The sequence below is a fragment of the Paenibacillus sp. FSL M8-0334 genome, assembly GCF_038000405.1.
Lineage (GTDB): Bacteria > Bacillota > Bacilli > Paenibacillales > Paenibacillaceae > Paenibacillus_AQ > Paenibacillus_AQ campinasensis.
In genome coordinates this window covers 1,219,294-1,242,455 of sequence record NZ_JBBOCH010000002.1, presented here as the reverse complement: position 1 = coordinate 1,242,455, position 23,162 = coordinate 1,219,294, and the positions used below count along the sequence as shown (strand labels likewise).

Sequence of the window (23,162 nt, the reverse complement as noted above, 5' to 3'; positions counted from 1 at the left end):
TAACGAGACAGGAGATGTGATTTGATGATGAATTCAGTGGAAGAACATAGACAAGAAGCGCCTCAGACCGTAAACTGCATGATTGTGACCGTATCTGACACAAGAACAGAAGAGAATGACCGCAGCGGCCATCTGATGCGCGAGATGCTTGAAGAAGCGGGATATCGTGTAGTCAAAAAAATGATAGTGAAGGATGACTACGACACGATTCGGGAATTGATCCATGAAGCCGCCGGTGATCCCGAGGTCGAGGCCGTGCTGCTGACGGGTGGAACCGGGATATCCAGACGGGATACGACGTACGAGGCGGTTGCTTCCTTGCTCGATAAGGAGCTGCCCGGTTTCGGCGAAATTTTTCGCTACCTCAGCTTTGCAGAAGATATCGGGCCAGCCGCTATCTTAAGCCGGGCGATCGGCGGAACCGTCGGCAATACCGCCGTATTCTCGATGCCGGGCTCGACCGGCGCCGTCAAGCTGGCGCTCAGCCGCATCCTCGTGCCGGAGCTCCGTCACGTGAAGCGGGAGCTGGACAAGCAGGGCTAGGAAATCGTGGCGTCACGCAGCAGCTGCGTTTCCGAAAAACCCGCTTAGCTGAGACAATAATAAAACAGCGGCGCTAACGCGCCGCTGTTTTGGTTCATTATGGGCTTGACCGCCGTGGTGACTCTGCCAGTATCGTTTCGGCGATGCTTTTTACCTGCTCGGTATACTGATCCGTTTTATCTCCGGTCGAGGTGTATACGATCGCAGCATCCCGGTCGCTGATGACCAGATTGTGCATTCCGGCGTTTTGATGATCTCCTTCGCCGCCGTACAGCTCCTCGATTCCACGTTCACGAGACGCTTCATCCTGGTACACATGCACGGTGATCAACTGGCTGGAATCGTTATTGATGCGGTATTGGTACGTCATATTTCCCACTTCATCTTCCACATAGTTCTCGTTGGTCAAGCGCATGTTCTGTTCACGGAAGGCCATCTGCAAGTCTTCCAGAAAACGGCCATTGAGGCCGCGTCCGGTCATTTGGGACTCGCGGGTCCCCTCTTCATACGCCTGCATATTGTATTTTCGCGCCTCTTCTTTGGCTACCTGCTTAGTACAGCCGATCATTGCGGAAGCCATGACCACGCTGATCAGAACGATCAGCATACGCCGATAGATCATCATAAGTCCCCCTTCCTGTACACGTGCTCCTTGTCTTAGGATGGCTGCGGAGGAAGAACATTATGCGAATGCCTTCTATTTTTCGACAACAATGACACTGCGGCCGATGGCCTTGCCTTGAAGAATATTATGCAGCAGCTCGGGCAGCTGATCAAGGTTGTACTCGGCGATCCCGTGAGCAAGCACCTGCTCCGGCTTCCATTCATTGGCGAGCCGTGACCAGATCGCTGTGCGCCGCTCCATCGGGCAATATACCGAATCGATGCCAAACAGCGATGCTCCCCTCAGGATGAACGGATAGACCGAGGACTCGAACGAGCGCCCTCCCGTCATCCCCGACACGGCGACAGCGCCGCCGTATTTCACATGTTTAAGGATTTCCCCGAGCTGAGCGCCTCCTACCGGGTCTACGGCCGCAGCCCATCTCTGATCGGACAGCGCGCCTTTCCCGCTTCCGGCCGCCTCGTCTCTGCTCACCACTTCGCTGGCCCCGACGGATCGCAGCCAATCTGCCACGTCCGGCTTGCCAGTCGCAGCTGTGACATGATAGCCGAGGCGACTTAATATGGAGACGGCAAAAGAGCCCACACCACCGGTAGCGCCCGTGACCAGCACCGGGCCCTGATCCGGACGGAGACCGCTGCGAAGCAGCGCGTCCACGGATAGCGCCGCTGTGAAGCCGGCTGTTCCGATCGCCATCGCTTCCCGGACGAGCAAGCCGCTCGGCAGCGGCACCAACCAGTCGCCCCGGACTCTGGCATATTCGCTGTATCCGCCATCATGGGATACCCCGACCTCATATCCGGTGCACAATACCTTATCTCCCGGCTGAAAGTCGGGATGGGATGAAGTCATCACCGTCCCGGCCAGATCAATCCCCGGAATAAACGGGTATTTGCGAACGATTTTTCCTTCCCGTATACTGGCAAGACCATCTTTATAATTGACGCCGCTATAGGAGACCTTGACTGTCACATCCCCTTCCGGCAGCTGATCCAGCGTCCATGGCTCGATCCCGCCCCGGACACCGCCGTCCTTCTCCTCTCGCAGCACAAATGCCTGAAATGGTGTATCCGCGCGCATGACAACCACCCTTTCCCTTATTGTTTAACCTGCATCTCGGACATTTAAGCAGACGGGGGCTGCTGCCCTGCTGTCTGTCGAAGCCGCTGCAGGGGGCGCACAATTTGGCGCTTCCTGCGCTTTCCCGAGAAATAATTTCCTATTGGTTATTTCCGTATCTGCTGCCTACTACAGTACCATCTGTTCAGCTTGGATGTCAGTGACCGATGATACGCCTTGCCTAGCCCAGCATTGCCCAGCCCTGCCCTTCATTCGTCTGCAAGATGCCGGTCAATCACTCCAGGAGACCCGCTGCTTGTGCCAAACCGCCTGTCGGTTGATGTAAACCAAACGCCCCGGCGCAGCATGAGAACATCTGCACAGGAGCGTTAGGTATCGCTGCCTTAGATATGATGATGTTTAATCTTCACTATGTTCCATCAGTTCAGCCATCATTCGCTGCTTGACCTCCCATACCTCTTCGCTCAAGTTCACCCGGTAAATCTCCGGGTTCAGCTTGCGCAAATATTCCGGCCAGAATTGATCCAGCTGGGTGTCATGGTAGGCCCGAATCTCCTCCAGCTGCGGAAGCTCATACACAAGCTCTCCCTGAATAAAGATCGGCGTCAGCATCGGAACAGCTTCAAAGTTCTTCACATTCTTGCGCATGTATGGATGCAGCGGGTTAAACAGCTTGAGCTTGCCGTTCTCCGGCGGCATCTCTTCATGCGGGAAGCAGATATAATCGGCGATGGCTTTCCCGCTGCCATTGGAGATGATGCGATACACCTCTTTTTTTCCCGGTGTCGATACTTTCTCCGGATTGGCCGATATTTTGATGGTCGGTACCATCTTGCCGTCCACCTCGCGCTCCACCAGCTTGTAAACCCCGCCCAGCGCCGGCTGGTCCGCTGCCGTAATCAGCTGGGTGCCCACGCCCCAGGTGTCGATCTTGGCGCCCTGCGCCTTCAGATCAAGAATCGTTCCCTCATCAAGATCGTTGGAGGCGACAATGCGGACATAATCAAGACCGGCGTCATCAAGCATTCTGCGCGCCTGAATCGAGAGATAAGCCAGATCGCCGCTGTCAAGACGGATCGCATTCATCCGCTTGCCCTGCGCCTCCAGCTTTTTCGCGGTGTTGATAGCATTCGGTATTCCGCTCTTCAGCGTATCAAACGTATCCACCAGCAGCGTGACCTGATCCGGCATCACCTGGGCAAAGATATCAAATGCTTCCTGCTCGCTTCGGAACGTCTGCACCCAGGAATGGGCGTGTGTCCCTTTCGTCGGAATCCCGAACTTCTCTCCGGCCAGCATGTTGGATGTCGCGTGAAAACCGGCGATGTAAGCGGCTCTGGCTCCCCATACGGCCGCGTCTGCCTCCTGGGCACGGCGGGTCCCGAACTCCAGCAGCGTGTCATCCCCGGCCACCTGACGAATTCTGGACGCCTTCGTTGCGATCAGCGTCTGGAAGTTCATAAAGTTCAGAATGGCGGTTTCGACCAGCTGCGTTTCGAAGATCGTTCCTTCCACCCGAATGAGCGGCTCGTTCGGAAATACAAGCGCGCCCTCCTTCATGGCGTGGATGCTGCCCTTGAAGCGAAAGCGTCGCAGCTCCTCCAGAAATTCCGGCTTGTACTGCTCCTCCTGCTTCGCTAAATAGGCGATATCATCATCCGAGAAGGAGAGGGACTGAATGTAATTCACGATTCTCTCCAGTCCGGCGAATACGGCATAGCCGTTGCCAAACGGAAGCTTTCGGAAATAGGCTTCAAACACCGCCTTCGTGTTATGAGAGCCGTTAATCCAATGAGCGTACATCATGTTAATCTGATATTTATCCGTATGCAGGGCCAATCCCGCTGTCATCATCACGATCATCCTCCAGTTGCCCGGTCCATATATGTCTCTCCGGGAGGTTCGTACAAGTTGAACATCAATGAACGGTTTAAAGTCAACCGGGTATAAGGGCTTCCGATCGCTCTGGCGTTCTCTTGTCTAGTTCTTCGTTCAACTTATACAGCTGTCAATTTAAACGCTGCGAACGACGCTGGCGCCAAGGCTGCCGCTGAAATGACCCAAGGCCCACTTGTGGCCCTCCGGGTTAAAGCTTGCGACCGCATCCTCATACACGGTAATATGATACCCTCGATTGTACGCATCCACCGCAGTGTGAAGCACACAAATGTCGGTGCAGACGCCGATCAGATGAACCTCGGTAATACCGCGCTCCCGCAGCTTCTGATCCAGATCGGTTCCGCAAAAAGCACTGTAGCGTGTTTTGTCCATCCAATAGATCTGCTCTTTGCGCGCCTCGTACACATCCTTCAAAGCGCCGTACAGGTCGCGGCCACTGGTTCCCCGGATATTATGCGGAGGAAACAGTTTCGTCTCCGGATGATAGGAATCATCGCGCTCATGAAGATCCACCGCCATCACCACATAATCCCCTTGATCACAGAACGATTCTGTCAGCCTGGCGATCGTAGGCTCAATCTCGATTGCCGGCTTGCCGACCGGAAGATTCCCGTCCACGAAATCATTCGTGAAATCAATCACGATTAAAGCTTTCATCCATCAACACTCCTTTGTCATCGATTGGAATGCAACTTGTTCCTTACACTTAACGACATGCTGACTTGGAGTCCGGCTGCAGCTGAAACTTTACGTATAAATGGACAGCAGCGGCGAATGGTCCGTGAACCGGTACAGCTGCGCCGGCCGCTGGGAATACTGATTCGAGCTGAGCGGATTGCCTTCCTCGTCCCGAACCTCCTCCAGAATTCCTTTTCTGCTGCGGGTGGAGGTGATCTTGCGGATAAAGTTCGGCTCATTAAATTCAGGCACAACCGTTTGAATGACCTGATACAGCTCGCTTAATGTAAAATGCTCCGGCAGAAATTGTCTGGCAATGGTCGTCTGCAGCATCTGCAGCTGAATTTTCCGATAAGCATCCATAATGATCTTGCGGTGGTCAAACGCCAGCTCCAGTTCTTCCAGCGCCTCTTCCATCGTGAACAGGCCGACTTCCTCAGCATCATCCGCCGCCTGTCGATGCTCCAGCATCCATTCCTCCACCAGGGCAAAAAAAGCATGGCTGATGATCCAGCCCCGAGGATCGCGCCCCGGCGCGCTGTATACCCCCAAATATTCGAGATGACCGCCATCCACGCCGGTCTCCTCCTTCAGCTCACGCTTGGCCGCATCGTAGATGGACTCACTCTCGCGGCAAAATCCGCCCGGCAGTGCCCACATGCCTGCAAATGGCCAGGAGCGGCGCCGAATGAGCATGACCTTCAGCTCCCGAATCGGCAGCGTCTTGGTCACCGTCTTCCGTTCCCGCTTCGTGAGCGTAAACATGACTATATCAGCAGGAACCCCGTCCGGTGTTCGATATTTCTTACCGCTGCTCTTCGGCTTCTGTTCATGATCCGTCATTTCCATCACCATAACTATTATTTTGATAATTTCATTATGACATATTTGTTTGCATTGTCAAGATATATTGACTATATTTTAACAGGATTATGCAGAAGTTCACCTTTAACTTGCCCTGCTGCTCTCTGTTTTACCGCATCATTTATGTAGGAAGGCATATAAAGCGAAAAAAGGCGCGGAACCAGTCCGCACCTTCTCCTTACCCGCAGCTGCTCGGCGGCATGTCTTTCCCGGTTTCCACATTGACCTTCTCCGAAACGGTGTCATGGATGACCGAAACGACAAGTTGTAGCAAATAGTTGATGTCGCTTTGGGTTTGCTGGAATTCCACCACAAGTGGAATGCTGTCGATCTCGTCCTGCAGCTCTTCGATTTCCCGTTCAATCTTCGCCACCATCTCCTGGTTCTTGAAGGTTTCGAAAGCGACGATTTCTTTCTGCTTTTTCTTAATCTGCTTAATCAAATCCTGCACGCGCTCATGATTGCGGATTTTTTCCTCCGCCTGCTTGAACATTTTGACTTCTTCACTGGATGAAATCAGCTCGGCCAGCTCTTCCGCCTTGGCCATAATATCGTCGCGAATAATCAATTCTCTTGTATTGTAGCTTGTCATTCCGTACGCGTTCACACGACCATGCTCTTGTGCCACATTCATCGCTCCAATTCTATCCTCAATTCGGTTATTGTTATTCCTGAATCCGTTGGATTGCTACGTTATACCGCATCCGGCGTACTGACCGGCTCCGGTACCATTTCCCCTTTAATATACCATGTTTTTGGATCGGTAATTTGTACATGGACAAAGCTTCCGATCAGATCCGCCGTCCCTTCAAAATGAACCAGCTTGTTCGTGCGGGTGCGGCCGGACAGCATCGATTCGTTGTTCTTGCTGACGCCTTCAACAAGCACTTCCACCGTCTGGCCCATCAGTCGGTCATTGCTCTTGCGGCTGAACTCGTTAATCGCTGCGTTAAGACGCTGCAGACGCTCGCTCTTGACCTCCATCGGAACATTGTCCTCCATCACGGCGGCCGGTGTCCCTTCACGAGGCGAATAGATGAACGTAAAGGCGGAGTCGTATCCGACCTCCCGCACCAGCGAGAGCGTCTCTTCAAACTGCTCATCCGTCTCTCCCGGGAAGCCAACGATGATGTCGGTGGTAAGCACCACGTCCGGAATTGCCGCCTTGATCTTGCGGACCAGCTCCAGATACGATTCGCGGGTGTACTTGCGGCTCATTTTCTTCAAGATTTGCGAGCTGCCGGACTGCACCGGCAGGTGAATATGCTCCACCAGATTGCCGCCTTTGGCAAGCACCTCAATCAGATGGTCATCAAAATCCCGCGGATGAGAGGTTGTAAACCGCACGCGCGGAATATCGATCTTATGAATCTCATCCATCAGATCGGCAAATGTATAGTTGATATCGGTAAAATCTTTTCCGTAAGCATTGACATTCTGACCCAGCAGCGTAATTTCCTTATAGCCCTGACGCGCCAGTTCACGCACTTCGGCGATAACATCCTCCGGTCGGCGGCTCCGCTCCTTGCCCCGCGTATAAGGGACGATGCAGTACGTGCAGAACTTGTCGCAGCCATACATGATGTTCACCCAGCCGCGAAGCCCTTCCCGCTTCTTCGGCAGGTTCTCCACGATGTCGCCTTCCTTGGACCATACCTCAACCACCATCTCCTTGCTGAACAGCGCCTCCTGGATGAGATGAGGCAGACGGTGAATGTTGTGTGTGCCAAAGATCAGATCAACGAAGCCGTGCTTTTGCAGAATACGTTTCACCACCGCTTCCTCCTGCGACATGCAGCCGCAGACGCCCAGCAGCAGATCCGGCTTCTCGGTCTTCAGATGCTTGAGATGCCCCAGCTCGCCAAACACTTTGTCCTCGGCATTCTCTCGAATGGCACAGGTGTTCAGCAGAATGATGTCCGCCTCTTTGCGGTCCTCCGTAGGCTGATAGCCCATCTGCTCGAGCAGACCCTTGATCGTCTCGGAGTCATGCTCATTCATCTGGCACCCGTACGTATACACCAGATAGTGCTTGCCCGAGCCGATGCCCTTCAGCTCACTAGGAACCGCGGTATCGTACAGCACCTCGACGCTCTGTTTGCCACGCTGCTTCTCTTGTCTATGGTTAGGCTCCGATAGAATATTGATTTCCCTGCCGTTAATGCGGATTCGCTTTCCGTTCTCGTCCTCGGAGAGAATCTTCGCACTGGAAAAATCAAAATACTTGGAGTAGTCCTTCGTTTCTTTGGACATGCAACAGGTCACTCCTTATGCTCCGTTAAATCTCTTGTAATCCGATTGTACAATTTTGTTATGAAAAACGGCCAGATAGGCACTGTTTTTAATTATATCATGATCTTGAGGGCTAAGCTACCATACCGGGGCGATGATTTGCCCGGCATACAGCAAAAAGAGCCGTCGGATCAAATGGCATAATCCCGGCTCTTCAAGCGAGGCGGCCCTGGACGACATATACAGCCGTTTTCGTCAGCTCCAAGGTGCACCTTATTCGATTCTCAGTATGTGTTAGTCCACGATTTCCGCAGTGTCCCCGGTTCTTGCGCCGGCTGCATTCGCTTCGTCGGTATCGATATGCATATCGAGGGCGAAGCTGTCGGATACACGAGCAATGACGTTCTCGAACACAACGCCGCGCTCACCGCCCAAACGGACTTTCAGCAGATCTTTATCTTTAATGCCCCATTTCTCGGCATCGGATGTATGGAAATGAATATGACGGGCAGCGATGATGACCCCTTGGTCAATCGTAACTTCGCCAGCCGGCCCTTTAATCGTAATACCTGGCGTTCCCTCAATGTTGCCGGATTCGCGTACAGGTGCCTTCACACCAAGCGCGAAGGAATCCGTAAGGGAGATCTCCAGCTGGGTTGCAGGACGTGCAGGTCCCAAAATTCTCACTTTATCAAATTGCCCCTTCGTGCCGATTACCGCCACCGTTTCGTTAGCAGCGAATTGTCCAGGCTGGGACAATGGCTTGAATTCCGTCAATTGATATCCTGGTCCGAACAATGTCTCAATATGTTCTTGTGTCAAATGGATATGGCGGGCAGATACACCCACCGGTACAGTTTTGCTCACCTGACTCACTCCTTGTTTTTCTCTATATGCTGTACATGCCACCACCTATTATACTCTCTATTACCCAAAAATAAAAAGGCAGACCGATGACATCGTTCTGCCTTTTGCCCGATTTCGTGACTATTTATTGAAAATGAAGCGGCTAACACCGAATTCCGGTGCTCGCTGCGCGCGTCATGATTTTTCACTATTCATCGCCGGCAGGTTCGCTTCCAGAAACCGAAGGGCATTGCCGGACATCCAGCCCTCGACTTGGGACGCCGAATAATGCTTCAGCAGCAGCTCTGCCAGATCCGGATAAGCGCCGGGATGCTCCAGCCCCCTGACCCACTCGTCAATCCCGTCAAAATCGGAGCCGAACATCAGGTGCGCTTCGCCGCCCAGCTCGCAAATCTTCTCAATATGAGGCAGCACATCCTCCATCTTTACCAGGCCTGTACCGTTCTTGATGAACCAGGGGACAAACGTAACGCCAACAAGCCCGTTTAGCGCGATCACCGCCCGAATCTGATCATCGGCCAGGTTCCGGGGATGGGGACATACCGAATCGGCATTGGAATGGGAAGCGATGATGGGCGCATGCGTCAGCTCGGTCAACTCCCAGAACGATGCCCGTGACAGATGGGATACATCCAGCAGCATGCCGATTTCGTTGCACCGCTTCACCAGTTCACGACCGCGCCTGGTAAGCCCGCCATTTCGCTTCTCCATCGCCCCGTCCGCCGCCCAGTTAGCATAATTCCAGGTGACGCCGAGAAAGCGAACGCCAAGCTTGTATAATACGTCGACATAAAACAACTGCCCTTCCAGTCCATCGGCCCCCTCCAGAGACAGCAGCCCCCATTGCTTCCCTCCCTGCCGGATGTTATACACCTGCTCTTTCCACTGCAGCCACTCCAGATGTCCGGCACGATAGATCCGATCGCGGAATACCTCAATCTGGGCAAGGATTCGCTCCATCGAAGGCTTTCCGTACTGCTCGGACAAGAACACGGCAAACACCTGAAGGTCGAGGGAGCCTTCCTCCATTCGCTTTAACGTGACGTCCATATCCGGAGCATCAACAAACGAAGCCTGCGGATTTTGCCACATTTTGCTGAGTGCATCACAATGAAAATCGACCACCCGCATCCCAAAGGTCCCCCTTCATCAAGGAATATATCGATTCACAGCAAAAAGCCTGTTTACATCCAGGTGCAGCCCCCGCAGGTAAACAGGCCAAACGTCACTTCCAACATTATCTAGGTTCTACGATCAATTTAATCGCCGTCCGGTCCTCGCCATCAATCACAATATCCGTAAAAGCAGGAATACAGATCAAGTCCACCCCGCTCGGTGCTACAAATCCCCGGGCAATTGCTACCGCTTTAATAGCCTGGTTCAGTGCTCCCGCCCCAATCGCTTGCAGCTCCGCTCCGCCGCGTTCACGTAGAACCCCAGCCAGCGCTCCTGCCACTGAATTCGGATTGGATTTGGCTGAAACTTTTAATACTTCCATGGTAAGTACCTCCCCTGGGAATGTTGAGTGATCGTTTGCTTCTGCTTAGTAGATGTTATTCGTGAGAGGAGAAAAAATTCCTTCTTTTTGTTGGTGTCCTACATTATTAACCGTTTATAGCGCCCTTCAATCCATCCTCCATTCGTCCTCGTAAAGGCGAATTTTTTCAATTTTGCGAGCTTTGCCTGTCGCTTCATCAATATCTGCATAGACGGCATGAAAATGCCATTTCCCCTCATCCACCTGGAACCGGGCCGGAAGCTGGGTTTTGAACTTGTACAGCACCGCTTCGCGCTGCATGCCAAGCACACCTTCCTTCGAGCCTACCATGCCCGTGTCGGTCAGATAGGCCGTTCCGCCCGGGAGAATCGTGTCGTCATTGCTCTGAACATGGGTATGCGTGCCGACCACCATCGACACCCGTCCGTCGAGATGCCAGCCCATGGCGATTTTCTCCGATGTCGCCTCAGCATGGAAATCAACCAGAATGGACTTCGTTTCCGCTCGCAGCTCATCCACGATGTCATCTGCCGCACGGAATGGACAATCGATCGCCGGCAGAAACGTTCTTCCTTGCAGATTCACAATCGCCAGCTGCTTGCCGTTGCCCTTAACGATTGTATATCCTCTTCCCGGTGTTCCCGGCGGGAAATTGGCCGGCCGAACCATTCTCGGCTCATCGTCGATGAATTCGAATATGTCCCGGTTGTCCCATGTATGGTTGCCCATCGTAATTCCGTGAACGCCCAGATTAAAAAACTCATTGGCAATGGCAGACGTAATGCCCCGTCCAGATGCCGCATTCTCCCCGTTGGCAATGATGATATGCGGATTATATTTGCTTTTCAGTTCCGGCAGACAGGCCTTCAATGCCTTGCGCCCCGTGCTGCCGACGATATCTCCGATGAATAAAACGTTGATGTCAATCACGCTCCTTAGAATACGCTGTGTGTTCCTTCTGCGTCTTAATGAAAAAAGTGGCCGGGTTGCGGCCACTTTCGGACTTTAAGCTTATTTCGCATAATCGACTGCCCGGGTTTCCCGAATGACAGTGACTTTGATATGACCTGGGTAGTCAAGCTCATTCTCAATGGTCTTCGTAATATCACGAGCCAATCGGAAAGCTTCCGCATCATCGATTTTATCAGGCTGTACCATTACGCGAACCTCACGTCCGGCTTGAATGGCATAGGATTTCTCCACGCCTTCGAACGATTCCGAGATCGCCTCCAGTTTCTCCAGACGTTTGATATACGTCTCAAGCGTCTCTCTTCTGGCACCCGGTCTTGCTGCCGACAGTGCATCAGCCGCTCCAACGAGCATGGCAATAACCGAAGTTGCTTCACAATCACCGTGGTGAGAAGCAATACTGTTGATAACCACCGGATGTTCCTTGTACTTCTTCGCCAGCTCCACGCCGATTTCAACGTGCGAACCTTCCACTTCATGATCCAGCGCTTTACCGATGTCATGCAACAGCCCGGCACGTTTCGCCAATACAATGTCTTCCCCGAGCTCTCCTGCCATCAGACCGGCAAGATAAGCGACTTCCATCGAGTGCTTCAGCACATTTTGACCATAGCTTGTACGGAATTTCAAACGGCCCAGGATCTTGATAAGATCCGGATGCAGTCCGTGCACGCCAACCTCGAAGGTGGCCTGTTCTCCATACTCGCGAATGCGTTCGTCCACTTCCTTGCGGGATTTCTCCACCATTTCTTCAATACGCGCCGGGTGAATCCGACCATCAGCCACCAATTTCTCCAAGGCTGTACGGGCAATTTCGCGGCGGATTGGATCGAAACCGGACAGAATCACCGCTTCCGGTGTATCATCGATGATAAGATCAATCCCGGTCAAGGTTTCCAGAGCACGGATATTGCGGCCTTCACGACCGATAATGCGCCCTTTCATTTCTTCATTCGGCAGTGTAACTACCGACACCGTAGTCTCTGCTACGTGATCGGCAGCGCAACGCTGAATGGCAAGCGTAATGATCTCGCGCGATTTCTTGTCGGCTTCTTCCTTCGCTTGCTGCTCGATCTCTTTGATCATCTGAGCCGTCTCGTGGCGAACTTCCTGCTCAACATTGCTTAAAATAATGCTGCGTGCATCTTCCATGGTGAGGTTGGAAATACGCTCCAGCTCGGTCACCTGTTTTTTGTAGATCAAATCAATCTGCTGCTGGGTTTCTTCAATTCGTTTCTCTTTGTTCGCCACTTGTTCTTCTTTACGTTCCAAAGATTCTATTTTTTTATCCAGCGATTCTTCCTTTTGCAACAATCTGCGTTCCTGCCGTTGAATTTCATTCCGGCGCTCGCGAGTGTCTTTTTCAGCCTCGGCCCGAATTCTAAAGACTTCGTCTTTCGCTTCGAGGACCGTTTCTTTCTTCAGCGCTTCAGCTTCCTTCTTTGCATTCTCAACGATCTGCAAAGCGGCTTCCTCCGCACTGGAAATTTTAGCTTCTGCAAGGGATTTGCGAATAAAATAACCGAACCCAAAGAATATAGCGGCTACAACGAGAACGACTATGATCCAGATCCATGTCTCAATCATCTGATCACCTCCTCGTTGGTTCCTCCAAGGCATTCCTTGGGAATGTGCAATTGTCAGGTTACTCATTCATTCATACATAAAATTCCGGCAGATGAAACTGCCTCCCCACACGTGTTTGTCCACACGTAAAGCCCGCCTCTACAGCGGCTCACATTTCGTTATGATGAATTGGCGAATCAAGAATCTTTCACAAAACAGTCGCTTTTTTGGAAGGAAAAAGGCTACTATTTCATGTTACAGATTCATGTTTATTTTAGTATTGATGAAAAGATATTGTCAAGGGAAAGCGCTGGGGGAAACAGCAGCCATCCACCAACGCTTCCAATTCTGGCAGCGGAAGACGAGTTCAATTACACGAAATCGTCTTCCAAGGCATCCTCATCCACTTCCTCAAACTCTTCGTCAATCAGCCGTTTCAGCACCTGGCGCACCTGTTCTCCGCCGAATCCTCTGCGCATGAGGAACGCCCCTGTCTTGCGCTTTCTGTCGAGCGACTCCCCCTTCGTCTGCTGCCACTTCTTGCGGCCTATGACCAGCGCGCTCTCCAGCTCTTCCTCCGGGCTGACCTCGCCGAGCGCCTCCGCAATCATGCCGGACTCAATCCCTTTCTGTCTCAGCTCCTGCTTCACCCACAGCCGGCCTTTCTTGTGGCTGGTCATGCGCTGCTGAGCCCACATCCTGGCGTATAGGCCATCATCGACCAGCTTTTCCCGCTCCAATCGCTCCAGCGTGTGGTCGATGCTTCCCTGCTCCCAGCCTTTCTGCTGCAGCCGCTGCGCAATTTCCTTCGACGTTCTCGGCTTCCGCTCCAGATACCGCAGCGCCTCTACATAGGCGCGATGCCTTTCATCCGCGGCCACAATTTCCTCCAGCGCATCCTTCCGGAAGACAGCCCCCTTGATCATCCGGTATTTAATCATGACATCCTCATGAACGGATAACGTATAGGGGCCAAATGAGATGAGGTAGCGATAGCGCTGCTTCTTCATCAGCTCGACCGCAGTGATAACCAGATCTTCATCTTCCGGAAAAGCGGCCAGTCCCTCAGCCTCGGCCTCCGTCTGCTCCTGCTCTCTATAGCTGTCGTTCTTCATCAAGCTCTCCTTCCTCGTCCTGAATAAAGAAGACCGCCCGGTGCGTGCACACTGGGCGGTCCCGCTTATGTGGTGAAGACGTTAGACTTTAGGCATTGTCCACTTCAAATAACGCTTGCTCCTCTTGCTCCTCTTGCTTCTTCTCGCTCTCGGAAACCTCTGGAACAATGGTTGTCAGATTGCTTGCTTCCCGAATCTTCTGCTCAATCACTTCGGCAATTTGCGGGTTCTCTTTCAGGAACTGCTTCGCATTTTCGCGGCCTTGTCCCAGACGATCGCCTGCATAGGAGTACCAGGCACCGCTCTTATCCACGATATCCAACTCTGTGCCGATATCGATAAGGCTGCCTTCTCTGGAAATTCCTTCACCGTACATAATGTCCAGCTCAGCCTGCTTGAAAGGCGGAGCTACCTTATTCTTCACAACCTTGATGCGCGTGCGGTTACCCACAACGTCGTTGCCCATCTTAATGCTTTCCACACGGCGCACGTCGAGACGAACGGTGGAATAGAACTTCAACGCACGGCCGCCAGGAGTCGTTTCCGGGTTGCCGAACATCACGCCGACCTTCTCGCGAAGCTGGTTGATGAAGATCGCGATCGTTTTCGATTTGTTAATCGCACCGGACAATTTACGCAACGCTTGCGACATCAGACGCGCCTGCAAGCCGACATGAGAATCCCCCATGTCCCCTTCAATTTCCGCCTTCGGCACGAGAGCGGCAACCGAGTCGATCACGATGATATCCACCGCGCCGCTGCGCACGAGCGCCTCAGCGATTTCGAGCGCCTGCTCCCCTGTGTCAGGCTGGGACAGCAAGAGCTCGTCAATGTTGACGCCCAGCTTGCTGGCATACGACGGATCAAGGGCATGCTCGGCGTCAATAAACGCAGCTTGTCCACCGGTCTTCTGTACCTCGGCAATCGCATGCAGCGCTACCGTCGTTTTACCGGAAGATTCCGGTCCATATACTTCAATAATCCGGCCTCTAGGCAAACCGCCGGTTCCTAATGCTATATCCAATGCCAGCGAGCCGCTTGGCACAATCTCCACTTGCATGTGGGTGGATTCACCCAGCTTCATGATCGAACCTTTTCCGAACTGTTTCTCTATCTGACGAAGCGCCATCTCCAGCGCAGCACGACGATCTGACAATTCTTCCACAACCCTTCACTCTTGATATTATTATCATACCTTGTTTTGACACGTTTGCCAAGCTTTTTTTCGAACATACATTCGTCTTTTTTTCGCGCGATCGCCTCCTGATGCGCTGCTGCCGCTCTCGTCCGCAATGACAAAAAACCGCGGCAACATCGTTTGATATGCCACGGTTCTTCCGTACTTCTACTATACTTGGTTCCGCTTGGGAATTCAAGCAGCCTTGCCAGCGCGAAGCGCGAGGATTGCGAATCCGCAAGCCGCCGCGCCAGGCCCTGATCCATACATTTACATCCAACGCTTGAGGATATCTGCAAAAGCGGCAGCCGGATCAGCTCTCGCCGCGAGCAGCCATCAGTCGCCGCCACAGCCGGTAGAGCAGCGCTTTGGTCGCCCGGATTCGAATCGTCTCCCGGTTGCCCTGCAGATGAAGCTCATGCACCTCTGTCTCTTTGCCACGCTCGGCCAGCCCGATGTAGACGAGGCCCACCGGCTTGCGCTCGGCATAACCGGGACCGGCCACTCCGGTAACCGACAAGCCGAAATCGCTGTCCGTAATCATGCGCACATGCTCGGCCAGCACCTCGGCCACCTCCCGGCTGACCGCTCCGGGCGCTCCCTCGCCTTCCAGCAGCCCGTGCGGGACATGGACGAGCTTCTCTTTCATCTCGTTCGTATAACATACGACCCCGCCGCGAAACATCGTTGCACTGCCGGGTACGGAGGTGAGGCTTTCCATCACCAGCCCGCCCGTACAGCTCTCCGCCGCGCTCAGCGTCCAGCCCCGATCCGCCATCAGATCCACGATCACCTTCTCGATCGGCACATCTTCGCTCGCATACATAAACGCCGAGGCGCGCTCCCGAATCTTCGCTTCCAGCCCGTCAAGCTTGTCCATCGCCTCTGATTCGCTTGGCGCTTTGGTTGAGGTCCGTACCGTGACCTCGCCTTCCTTGGCGTATAATGCGATGGTCGGGTCCGTCTGGGCCGTGATCAGATCCTGAAGACGCTCGTCCAGGGAAGACTCGCCGATGCCGGCGAACTTCAGCATTTTCGAGTAGATCGGCTGCTCATGGGTAAGCACATGCTGCATCAGCCACGGCTTCGCCTGCTGTTCGAACATCGGCATCAGCTCTTTCGGCGGGCCCGGGAGCACTATATAATGCACATCGTCAGAGCTTACGGCGTTGCCAACGGCAAGTCCGGTCTCGTTGGGCAGCGGTGTGCCTCCTTCAATAGCGAGCGCCTGCCGCCGGTTGTTTTCCGTCATCGGAGTGCCCCGCTCCCTGAAGAAGCGCTCGATGGCGTCCATCGCCATCCGGTCGATGTGCAGTGTGCGTCCGAGGAATGCCGCCAGCGCATCCTTCGTCAGATCATCCTGGGTCGGGCCAAGCCCCCCGGACAGCAGAACGATATCCGCCCGGCTGCTCGACAGGCGCAGCGCATCCTGAATACGCTCCAGGTTATCCCCAACCACCGTCTGATAATATACGTCAATCCCCAGAGCGGCCAGCTCTCGGGAGAGATACTGCGCATTCGTATTCACAATTTGCCCCAGCAGGAGCTCTGTTCCCACCGCAATAATTTCCGCTTTCATAACGACCATCCTCCTGTGCAATCACCTATATGCATGTTATTCACCCCAAAGATGCCCGGATGAAAACCGGTTATCCTTCCCTCAATTCCCTTAGTCTGGGCCAATATGCAAAGCCAAATGCCAACCTGCAGCCATAGGAAAACCGGCAACCCTAACAGCCTTGGTGTCTCTTCTGCCATCTTCCTCGGGGGGAGCCTCTGCCTCTTCACCAACATGGCTCCCGGCACGTTGGTGCTAATACACCTCGACCATCGCACCTGGTTGGAAAAGGACCTCAGCTTCACTGGACAGTGAAATGAGGTCCTTTCCTTAGCAAGCCGGATGTGTCCCCGTCATCCTAGGCACGATATGAGCGCAGCCTTTCATTATGCTTCCTTGAGCAAATGCCGGTTTTTGACAAAGTATTCCACGCCTGAGTAGATCGTAATCAAGGCCGCGGCCCAGATCGCGATATCCCCGAACGGAATATGCAAAAAGACAAACGGAAAGTCATTGATCAGCAGCGCCACAATGGCTACAATCTGAATCGTCGTTTTAATTTTGCCCGACTGTCCGGCCGCCATGACGGCACCGTCGAGCAGTGCAATCTGGCGCAGTCCCGTCACCGCAAATTCGCGGCTGATAATAACGATCGCAATCCAGGCATCGCATTTGCCCATCGCGACAAGGGAGATCAGAACGGCCGCCACCAGCAACTTATCCGCAAGCGGATCCAGCAGTTTGCCGAGGTTCGTGACCATGTTGTTCTTGCGTGCCAAATAGCCGTCAATGCCATCCGTGCTGGCAGCCACAATGAAGATAAACGCTGCGATGAGCTGATTGAAGGGCAGCTCGTAGTTATACCACACCAGCGGAGCCGGGTAGAAGCCAAAGTCAACGAGCAAAAAAACCATCATCAGCGGAATGAGACATATTCTCGCAATCGTTATTCGGTTGGGTAAATTCATGAAGCAACCTCCCTCACCTGGGGTTGTCTCGAGAACTCAGCCAATCTGCCGACCACTCGGGCAAGCATAACCATCATGTTCATGTATCGAAGAGGCTGTAATAAGCGTTCGTCGCTTTCCGTCATATTCATCCCCCAATAAGCTATGTATAAGTAATTACTGATATATCGTTTTTTAGTATAATGCTTTGCCTGTTGCGATGTCAAAAAGCGCCGTTACCCTTGACACCGCGCCCGCAGGAGGGGGATTACCGGGCGCTGCTTATTTCAAATTGGTGAATTGCAGATCCAGCGGCAGATCCGCTTTGAGCAGCAACTGCATGACAGCCTGAAGATCATCCCGGCTTTTGCCTGTAACACGAATCTGATCGCCTTGAATCTGGCTTTTCACCTTCAGCTTCGAGTCGCGGATCAGAATGTTGATTTTCTTGGCATTCTCCTGATCAACGCCCTGCTTGAGCGACAGGCGCTGACGAACCGTCCCCATGGCCGCAGGCTCCACCTTGCCGTAATCTACATTTTTAAGCGATAGACCGCGCTTCACCATCTTCGTCTGCAAAATATCGATCACCGCATTCAGCTTATATTCATCGTCCGACGTAATGACCAGCACATCTTTCTCCAGGCTCAGGCTGCTCTTGCTGCCTTTAAAATCAAACCGGTTGCTGATCTCCCGTTCCGTCTGGGTAACCGCGTTGTTCAATTCCTGCATATCCATCTTGGATACAATATCAAATGAATGTTCCGAAGCCATACCATAACCCTTCCTTTCCTATCATTGTGTTCTTCTATTATAGGTAAAACCAAGGGTCAAGTCTAATTAACCTGTCACCTGACACATAATCTTCGCAAGCTTGACCACAGCCTAAAAAGACCCCGTTTCCAGCTGGCACGCCGAAAACGAGGTCCTGTCACAATTACGTCTGCTCCTTCGGCTCCTGCCGCAGTATTTTGCCGCGGAACATGCTCAGAATGCCAAGCACCACATGAGCCAGCCCGAAACCAAAAATACCATATCCCCATGCGTTCGGGATCAGATAATAGCCAAGAAGACTGACGATAATCCCTAAACTAACCACAATCCAGTTCACTGACATTTACATTCGCCCCACTTTACGGAAATGGATAACAGCACACACGATGCTATTTAATATTTCCCAAGCGGAAGCAAATTATTCGCCGTTCGTGTCCGTTTCTGTCGAAGCATCTGCCGCCTCCAGCACGATCCGTGAGGTCGTTTTTCCGTCCGTAACCTCATGCCCGCCTACCGTGATGGTGGTGGCTGCAGAATAACCCGATTTAATGTACATACCTTGGCCGTCCAGATCATAGCTTACCGAAGCGCCATTTTCGAGATTGTCAAAATAAAGCCGCTCCCCTTGGGAGTTGGTGCCGCGATATACTTCAACCCAGCTCTTGCCATCGCTCGAAGCGGAGATCTCGACCTTCACGCCGGCTCCCGCTACCTTGAAGAAGGTGCGGTTGCCCTCGGTCCGATCCTGCGTTACCGTAGCTTGACCGACAGGCTCCTCCGGCTCATCCACCGATTCAGTCTCGCCGCCAGCCGCATCCGTTCCCGGTTCTTCCCCGCCTGCGCCGCCGCCTTCCTGATCGCCAGGTGTTTCGCCATCCGGATTGTTCTCGCCTTGGTCTGCCGGTTCTTCCTGCGTCACCGGCGGATTCGTGGCCGGCGGCGGGTCCGTCTTCGGATTGTTCGCCCCTGATGCATACCAGTAAATAACCGCAATAATCAGAATCGGAAAGGTCCACATGAGGAGCGTCGGCAGCCAACTCATGCTCCGGGACGATTCGGATCTGCTGGCCCGCTTCTGAATGACCGGCTCCATCGTCGATTCCGGTTCATTCCGCGGCACATCCTGCTTGTGCCCCTCCAGCAGTTCATCCGGATTTATCCCAACCGCCTCGGCATAGGTTTTAATAAAGGCACGCACGTAAAAACTGCCGGGCAGCACTTTGTAATCTCCCGCCTCGATGGCTTCCAAATATCGCTTTCGTATCTTTGTTATTTCCTGCACGTCATCCAGGCTCATTCCCTTCTGCAGACGCGCCTCTCTTAGTTGCTGTCCCAGTTCGGACATGCCATCACCTCCTATGAAAAATCATGAATATCTCTTAATTACAAATCATCATTATAAGAACCGGTGAACGTATCATAAACGATTTCTTCATCCGGATTGTTTCGCAATTCAATTAAAATATCAAAGTCATCATAAGAATATTCAGACTCACGCACAAAAATATCAGGATGCTCAATAACTTTTGTGCTTTCCATCTGCATCAGATCCTGCAGCAATTGATAATGCTTTTCGTTCGAGCGGATCGTGCTGACAATGCCGTCCACGATAAAAATGTTGTTCGGGCTCATCTCCTCTTCGGACAGCTGGCTGCGAATCGTCTGGCGCAGCAGCGTCGAGGAAACAAACGTCCAGCGCTTCATCGCGCACACGCTGCCCGCAATGATCGACTCCGTTTTGCCGACACGCGGCATTCCGCGCAGTCCGATCACCTGATTGCCTTCCCTCTTGAACAATTCACCCAAAAAGTCAACAAGTAAACCGAGCTCATCACGCGTAAAACGGAACGTTTTACGATCATCCGAGTCCCGGTCGATATATCGTCCATGCCGCACAGCAAGAATGTCCACCAGTTTCGGCGGTCTCAAAGCCGTGACGGTTATATTCTCCACTTTATTTAACATTCTGCCCATGAGCACAATTTTTTCTTCATCATCGGTCTCAATCAGCATGCCTCTCGTTTGCCCTTCGACACCGTTAATGGTCAATATGTTGACCTCCAGCATCCCCAGCACCGAAGCGATGTCACCGAGCAGACCCGGGCGATTCTTATGTATTTTATATTCCATGTACCATTGGTTCGATTTCAACGACAGACACCTTCTTCGGACTTCTATTCCATCATCTTTCGACATAATCAGCTCCTAAACAACCGCTCAGAAAGTCGAAATATAAAATGGGTCACGTTAATGATATATAAAATAAAATTGAAAGGCAAGTACAAAGGGATAACATGAACTTAACGATCTTGTTACTTGACAAAAAACCCCCGAATCGGGGGCTTTTCAATGACTCGTTACGCGTTGTTTTTGGCGAGTTTCACCATCAGGCGGGCGATCACGTGACGCTCTTCATCGTTGCCGACATCCCACAGTTCCTTCAGCGCACGGTTGGAAGCGTTTTGCGGGTCGACCTTCTCGTCAAGGAAGTCGCCGATCTCATAAGCAAGCTGAGCGATCATATCCTCGCTCATCCCTGATTTTTCAGCCTGAACGACACGCTCGCCAAGAAACTTCTTCCAGGAATCAAAGTTCTTGATTACGGATGACATGGTTTAAATCCTCCTTTTGCATTGTGGCGATAAAGTCACAATACTAATATGTCCCCATGCCAGAGCCGTTATGAGTGGTGAAATGCACCACCCGCTCATTCCCTTCAGGTTACCCAGCCGCCGTTCGGGCTGATGATTTGTCCCGTAATATATCCGGATTCAGGCAGCGCCAGAAAATACACCAGCGACGAAATTTCATCCGGCTGTGCCAGTCTCCCTGCCGGAATCTCCTCCTGCAGCAGCCGGATATCCTCCGGCTCCAGATGGTCCAGCATCGATGTATCCACCGCGCCGGGCGCCACCGCGTTGACGGTCACGCCCGACGGAGCCAGCTCCTTGGCGAGCGCCTTCGTGAAGGCGTTCACCCCGCCCTTGCTCGTTGAATACAGCACTTCGCAGGAAGCGCCGGACATGCCCCATACGGACGAGACGTTGATAATTCGGCCAAAGCGCTGGGAAACCATTCGGCCCATAAAAGTCTGGGTACACATAAACAGCCCTTTCAGGTTGATGGACATCAGTGAATCCCATTCTTCCTCCGTCACGTCCGATAACAATCCGTAATGCGATACCCCGGCGTTATTCACCAGAATATCCGGCTCCATGCCGTGGGCCTCCAGCTTCTCCCTCATGCGCACAATCTGCTCCTTGTCACTCAGGTCCGCGGAGACCGTCATCACCTTCGCCCCATGTGCCATGCAGCGCCGAGCGACTTCGTTGGCCGCCTCATGGGAATTGCGGTAATGCAGGACAACATTCATGCGAACCGAGGCAAAGCGCTCGGCAATCGCTGCGCCGATCCCTCTGCTCGCTCCCGTCACCAGGACGGTCATTTCCCCGATCGGTTTCAGATCCTCTCCCATCATTTCACTCATGCGGGGCTCATTACGACAGAGACGGCCATCTGCTCCCAGTCCACATGTTCGGCCAGCCGCTGGTTGACATCCTCAAGCGTAATGGATTCATAGACCGGCAGCACCTTGAACAAGTCAGCGCCTCTGAATTGATAGCGGGTAAATTCATGGGCGATATTTTCCGGGGAATTGAGCATGCGCAAATATCCGCCCATCTTTTTCTTGCGGGCCCGCTCGAAGTCCGCCGCCTGGAAGCCGGCAGACTTCAGTCTGTCCACTTCCTCACGAATGCGCGAAAGCAGCAGATCCGGGTCCTTCGTATCTCCGCCTACCGCAGAAAAAGCATACTGCGGCGAGCTGTTATATTCATGGCCGAAGCTGTCGGAGATCAGATCCTCATCGTAGAGCTTCTGATACAGCTCGGTGCTGGAGCCAAACAGCAGATCAAGCATGAGCTTGGTCGTCAAATCCCGCTTCAGCTGCTCCTCGCCCGTCAACCCGACCTGCTTCTCCTTGAAGCCGAACAAGCATTTCGGCAAGGATACGGCAAGGCGGCTCTCCTTGCGTTTCTGGGCAACCTCCTGCGGCTCCGGTTCGAACAGCCGTTCAATGCTTCCCTGCTTCTCATAGGATTTACGCGCCTGGTTGCTGCGAACCCATTCCATCGTTTCCTCCGGATCCACCCCGCCGACAACAAACAGCAGCATGTTGCTCGGATGGTAGAAAGCGTTGTAGCAGGTGTACAGATCCTCCTTCGTGATCGTGCCGATCGACTCCACGGTGCCGGCGATATCGATGCGAACCGGATGTTCCTTATACAAGGCCTCTATCAGGCCGAAGTAGGCGCGCCAGTCCGGATTGTCCTGATACATGTTGATTTCCTGGCCGATGATGCCCTTTTCCTTCTCCACATTTTGATCGGTAAAATACGGGTTCTGGACAAAATCAATCAGCGTCTCCAGGTTGTCTTTAATGTTCTCCGTTGCGGAGAATAGATACACCGTCTGGTCAAAGCTCGTAAACGCATTGGCCGATGCGCCGCTCGAGGCAAACTTGGCAAAAATGTCGCCCTCCGGCTCCTCAAACATTTTATGCTCCAGAAAATGGGCAATGCCGTCAGGCACCCGCACCTCATTCTGGCCTTCTACGCGGAAGTGGTTGTCAACCGATCCGTACTTCGTGGCAAAGGTGGCATAGGTTTTCTGGAAGCCAGGCTTCGGCAGCACATATACATGCAGTCCGTTGTCCATCGCTTCATAATACAGCGTTTCCTGCAGATTGTCATAATGAATGCTTTGCACCGG

24 protein-coding genes are annotated in these 23,162 nt (G+C 53.0%); 1 reads left to right on the top strand and 23 read right to left on the bottom strand.

Annotated elements, in window-relative coordinates; genetic code table 11:
• The first annotated feature begins 27 nt into the window (after nucleotides 1-27).
• Nucleotides 28-543, top strand: coding sequence for a MogA/MoaB family molybdenum cofactor biosynthesis protein (locus tag MKX64_RS19840; protein ID WP_095265750.1), 516 nt, complete (start codon nucleotides 28-30; stop codon nucleotides 541-543).
• Nucleotides 544-640: 97 nt separating this feature from the next.
• On the opposite strand, the gene MKX64_RS19835 is transcribed toward MKX64_RS19840, so the two are convergent.
• The 23 genes from MKX64_RS19835 to yfmH form a co-directional block, all read right to left on the bottom strand.
• Complete coding sequence (locus tag MKX64_RS19835; protein WP_230875698.1) at nucleotides 641-1,168, bottom strand: hypothetical protein; 528 nt, start codon at nucleotides 1,166-1,168, stop codon at nucleotides 641-643.
• Nucleotides 1,169-1,240: 72 nt separating this feature from the next.
• Nucleotides 1,241-2,248: an acrylyl-CoA reductase family protein gene (locus MKX64_RS19830; RefSeq protein WP_341037130.1), complete on the bottom strand. Its 1,008-nt coding sequence runs from the start codon at nucleotides 2,246-2,248 to the stop codon at nucleotides 1,241-1,243.
• Nucleotides 2,249-2,647: 399 nt separating this feature from the next.
• Nucleotides 2,648-4,102 carry a nicotinate phosphoribosyltransferase gene (locus MKX64_RS19825; RefSeq protein ID WP_095265658.1) on the bottom strand — a complete coding sequence of 485 codons (1,455 nt, stop codon included), beginning with the start codon at nucleotides 4,100-4,102 and terminating at the stop codon, nucleotides 2,648-2,650.
• A gap of 159 nt (nucleotides 4,103-4,261) precedes the next feature.
• Nucleotides 4,262-4,804, bottom strand: a complete 543-nt coding sequence (locus MKX64_RS19820; RefSeq protein WP_095397872.1) for a cysteine hydrolase family protein — start codon at nucleotides 4,802-4,804, stop codon at nucleotides 4,262-4,264.
• A 90-nt stretch (nucleotides 4,805-4,894) separates the two neighbouring features.
• Complete coding sequence (locus MKX64_RS19815; protein WP_095265660.1) at nucleotides 4,895-5,680, bottom strand: NUDIX domain-containing protein; 786 nt, start codon at nucleotides 5,678-5,680, stop codon at nucleotides 4,895-4,897.
• Nucleotides 5,681-5,867: 187 nt separating this feature from the next.
• Nucleotides 5,868-6,317, bottom strand: coding sequence for a RicAFT regulatory complex protein RicA family protein (locus MKX64_RS19810; protein ID WP_095265752.1), 450 nt, complete (start codon nucleotides 6,315-6,317; stop codon nucleotides 5,868-5,870).
• Between the two features lie 65 nt (nucleotides 6,318-6,382).
• Nucleotides 6,383-7,942, bottom strand: coding sequence for a tRNA (N6-isopentenyl adenosine(37)-C2)-methylthiotransferase MiaB (gene miaB / locus MKX64_RS19805; RefSeq protein ID WP_341037128.1), 1,560 nt, complete (start codon nucleotides 7,940-7,942; stop codon nucleotides 6,383-6,385).
• Between the two features lie 273 nt (nucleotides 7,943-8,215).
• Nucleotides 8,216-8,788 carry a phosphate propanoyltransferase gene (gene pduL, locus MKX64_RS19800; protein ID WP_095265662.1) on the bottom strand — a complete coding sequence of 191 codons (573 nt, stop codon included), beginning with the start codon at nucleotides 8,786-8,788 and terminating at the stop codon, nucleotides 8,216-8,218.
• Between the two features lie 174 nt (nucleotides 8,789-8,962).
• Entirely contained in the window at nucleotides 8,963-9,919 is a 957-nt protein-coding gene (locus MKX64_RS19795; RefSeq protein WP_341037126.1) for a dipeptidase, read from the bottom strand.
• 106 nt (nucleotides 9,920-10,025) lie between these two features.
• Nucleotides 10,026-10,286, bottom strand: coding sequence for a stage V sporulation protein S (locus MKX64_RS19790; protein WP_006211249.1), 261 nt, complete (start codon nucleotides 10,284-10,286; stop codon nucleotides 10,026-10,028).
• A gap of 126 nt (nucleotides 10,287-10,412) precedes the next feature.
• Nucleotides 10,413-11,207 (bottom strand): TIGR00282 family metallophosphoesterase, encoded by a 795-nt coding sequence (locus tag MKX64_RS19785; RefSeq protein ID WP_176475495.1) that lies wholly within the window; start codon nucleotides 11,205-11,207, stop codon nucleotides 10,413-10,415.
• Nucleotides 11,208-11,297: 90 nt separating this feature from the next.
• Complete coding sequence (gene rny, locus MKX64_RS19780) at nucleotides 11,298-12,839, bottom strand: ribonuclease Y (RefSeq protein ID WP_176475494.1); 1,542 nt, start codon at nucleotides 12,837-12,839, stop codon at nucleotides 11,298-11,300.
• 353 nt (nucleotides 12,840-13,192) lie between these two features.
• The gene (locus tag MKX64_RS19775) at nucleotides 13,193-13,936 is read right to left on the bottom strand and encodes a regulatory protein RecX (RefSeq protein WP_095397868.1); all 744 of its coding nucleotides are present in this window, start codon (nucleotides 13,934-13,936) and stop codon (nucleotides 13,193-13,195) included.
• 88 nt (nucleotides 13,937-14,024) lie between these two features.
• Entirely contained in the window at nucleotides 14,025-15,092 is a 1,068-nt protein-coding gene (gene recA / locus MKX64_RS19770; RefSeq protein WP_095265753.1) for a recombinase RecA, read from the bottom strand.
• 334 nt (nucleotides 15,093-15,426) lie between these two features.
• The gene (locus MKX64_RS19765) at nucleotides 15,427-16,692 is read right to left on the bottom strand and encodes a competence/damage-inducible protein A (protein ID WP_095397867.1); all 1,266 of its coding nucleotides are present in this window, start codon (nucleotides 16,690-16,692) and stop codon (nucleotides 15,427-15,429) included.
• 365 nt (nucleotides 16,693-17,057) lie between these two features.
• A complete protein-coding gene (gene pgsA, locus MKX64_RS19760) occupies nucleotides 17,058-17,639 on the bottom strand; it encodes a CDP-diacylglycerol--glycerol-3-phosphate 3-phosphatidyltransferase (RefSeq protein WP_095265668.1) in 582 nt (193 codons plus the stop codon).
• Between the two features lie 261 nt (nucleotides 17,640-17,900).
• Nucleotides 17,901-18,392: a YajQ family cyclic di-GMP-binding protein gene (locus tag MKX64_RS19755; RefSeq protein ID WP_095265669.1), complete on the bottom strand. Its 492-nt coding sequence runs from the start codon at nucleotides 18,390-18,392 to the stop codon at nucleotides 17,901-17,903.
• A gap of 163 nt (nucleotides 18,393-18,555) precedes the next feature.
• On the bottom strand, nucleotides 18,556-18,735 hold the full coding sequence (locus MKX64_RS19750) for a hypothetical protein (protein WP_095265670.1): 180 nt from the start codon (nucleotides 18,733-18,735) through the stop codon (nucleotides 18,556-18,558).
• A 75-nt stretch (nucleotides 18,736-18,810) separates the two neighbouring features.
• The gene (locus tag MKX64_RS19745; protein ID WP_095265671.1) at nucleotides 18,811-19,737 is read right to left on the bottom strand and encodes a helix-turn-helix domain-containing protein; all 927 of its coding nucleotides are present in this window, start codon (nucleotides 19,735-19,737) and stop codon (nucleotides 18,811-18,813) included.
• A 38-nt stretch (nucleotides 19,738-19,775) separates the two neighbouring features.
• Nucleotides 19,776-20,543, bottom strand: coding sequence for a DUF3388 domain-containing protein (locus tag MKX64_RS19740; RefSeq protein ID WP_095265672.1), 768 nt, complete (start codon nucleotides 20,541-20,543; stop codon nucleotides 19,776-19,778).
• Nucleotides 20,544-20,749: 206 nt separating this feature from the next.
• Complete coding sequence (locus MKX64_RS19735; RefSeq protein ID WP_095265673.1) at nucleotides 20,750-21,004, bottom strand: DUF3243 domain-containing protein; 255 nt, start codon at nucleotides 21,002-21,004, stop codon at nucleotides 20,750-20,752.
• 104 nt (nucleotides 21,005-21,108) lie between these two features.
• The gene (gene ymfI, locus MKX64_RS19730) at nucleotides 21,109-21,879 is read right to left on the bottom strand and encodes an elongation factor P 5-aminopentanone reductase (RefSeq protein WP_095265674.1); all 771 of its coding nucleotides are present in this window, start codon (nucleotides 21,877-21,879) and stop codon (nucleotides 21,109-21,111) included.
• On the bottom strand, nucleotides 21,876-23,159 hold the full coding sequence (yfmH, locus tag MKX64_RS19725; RefSeq protein WP_341037122.1) for an EF-P 5-aminopentanol modification-associated protein YfmH: 1,284 nt from the start codon (nucleotides 23,157-23,159) through the stop codon (nucleotides 21,876-21,878). The genes ymfI and yfmH overlap by 4 nt, the downstream gene beginning before the upstream one ends.
• Nucleotides 23,160-23,162 lie beyond the last annotated feature (3 nt).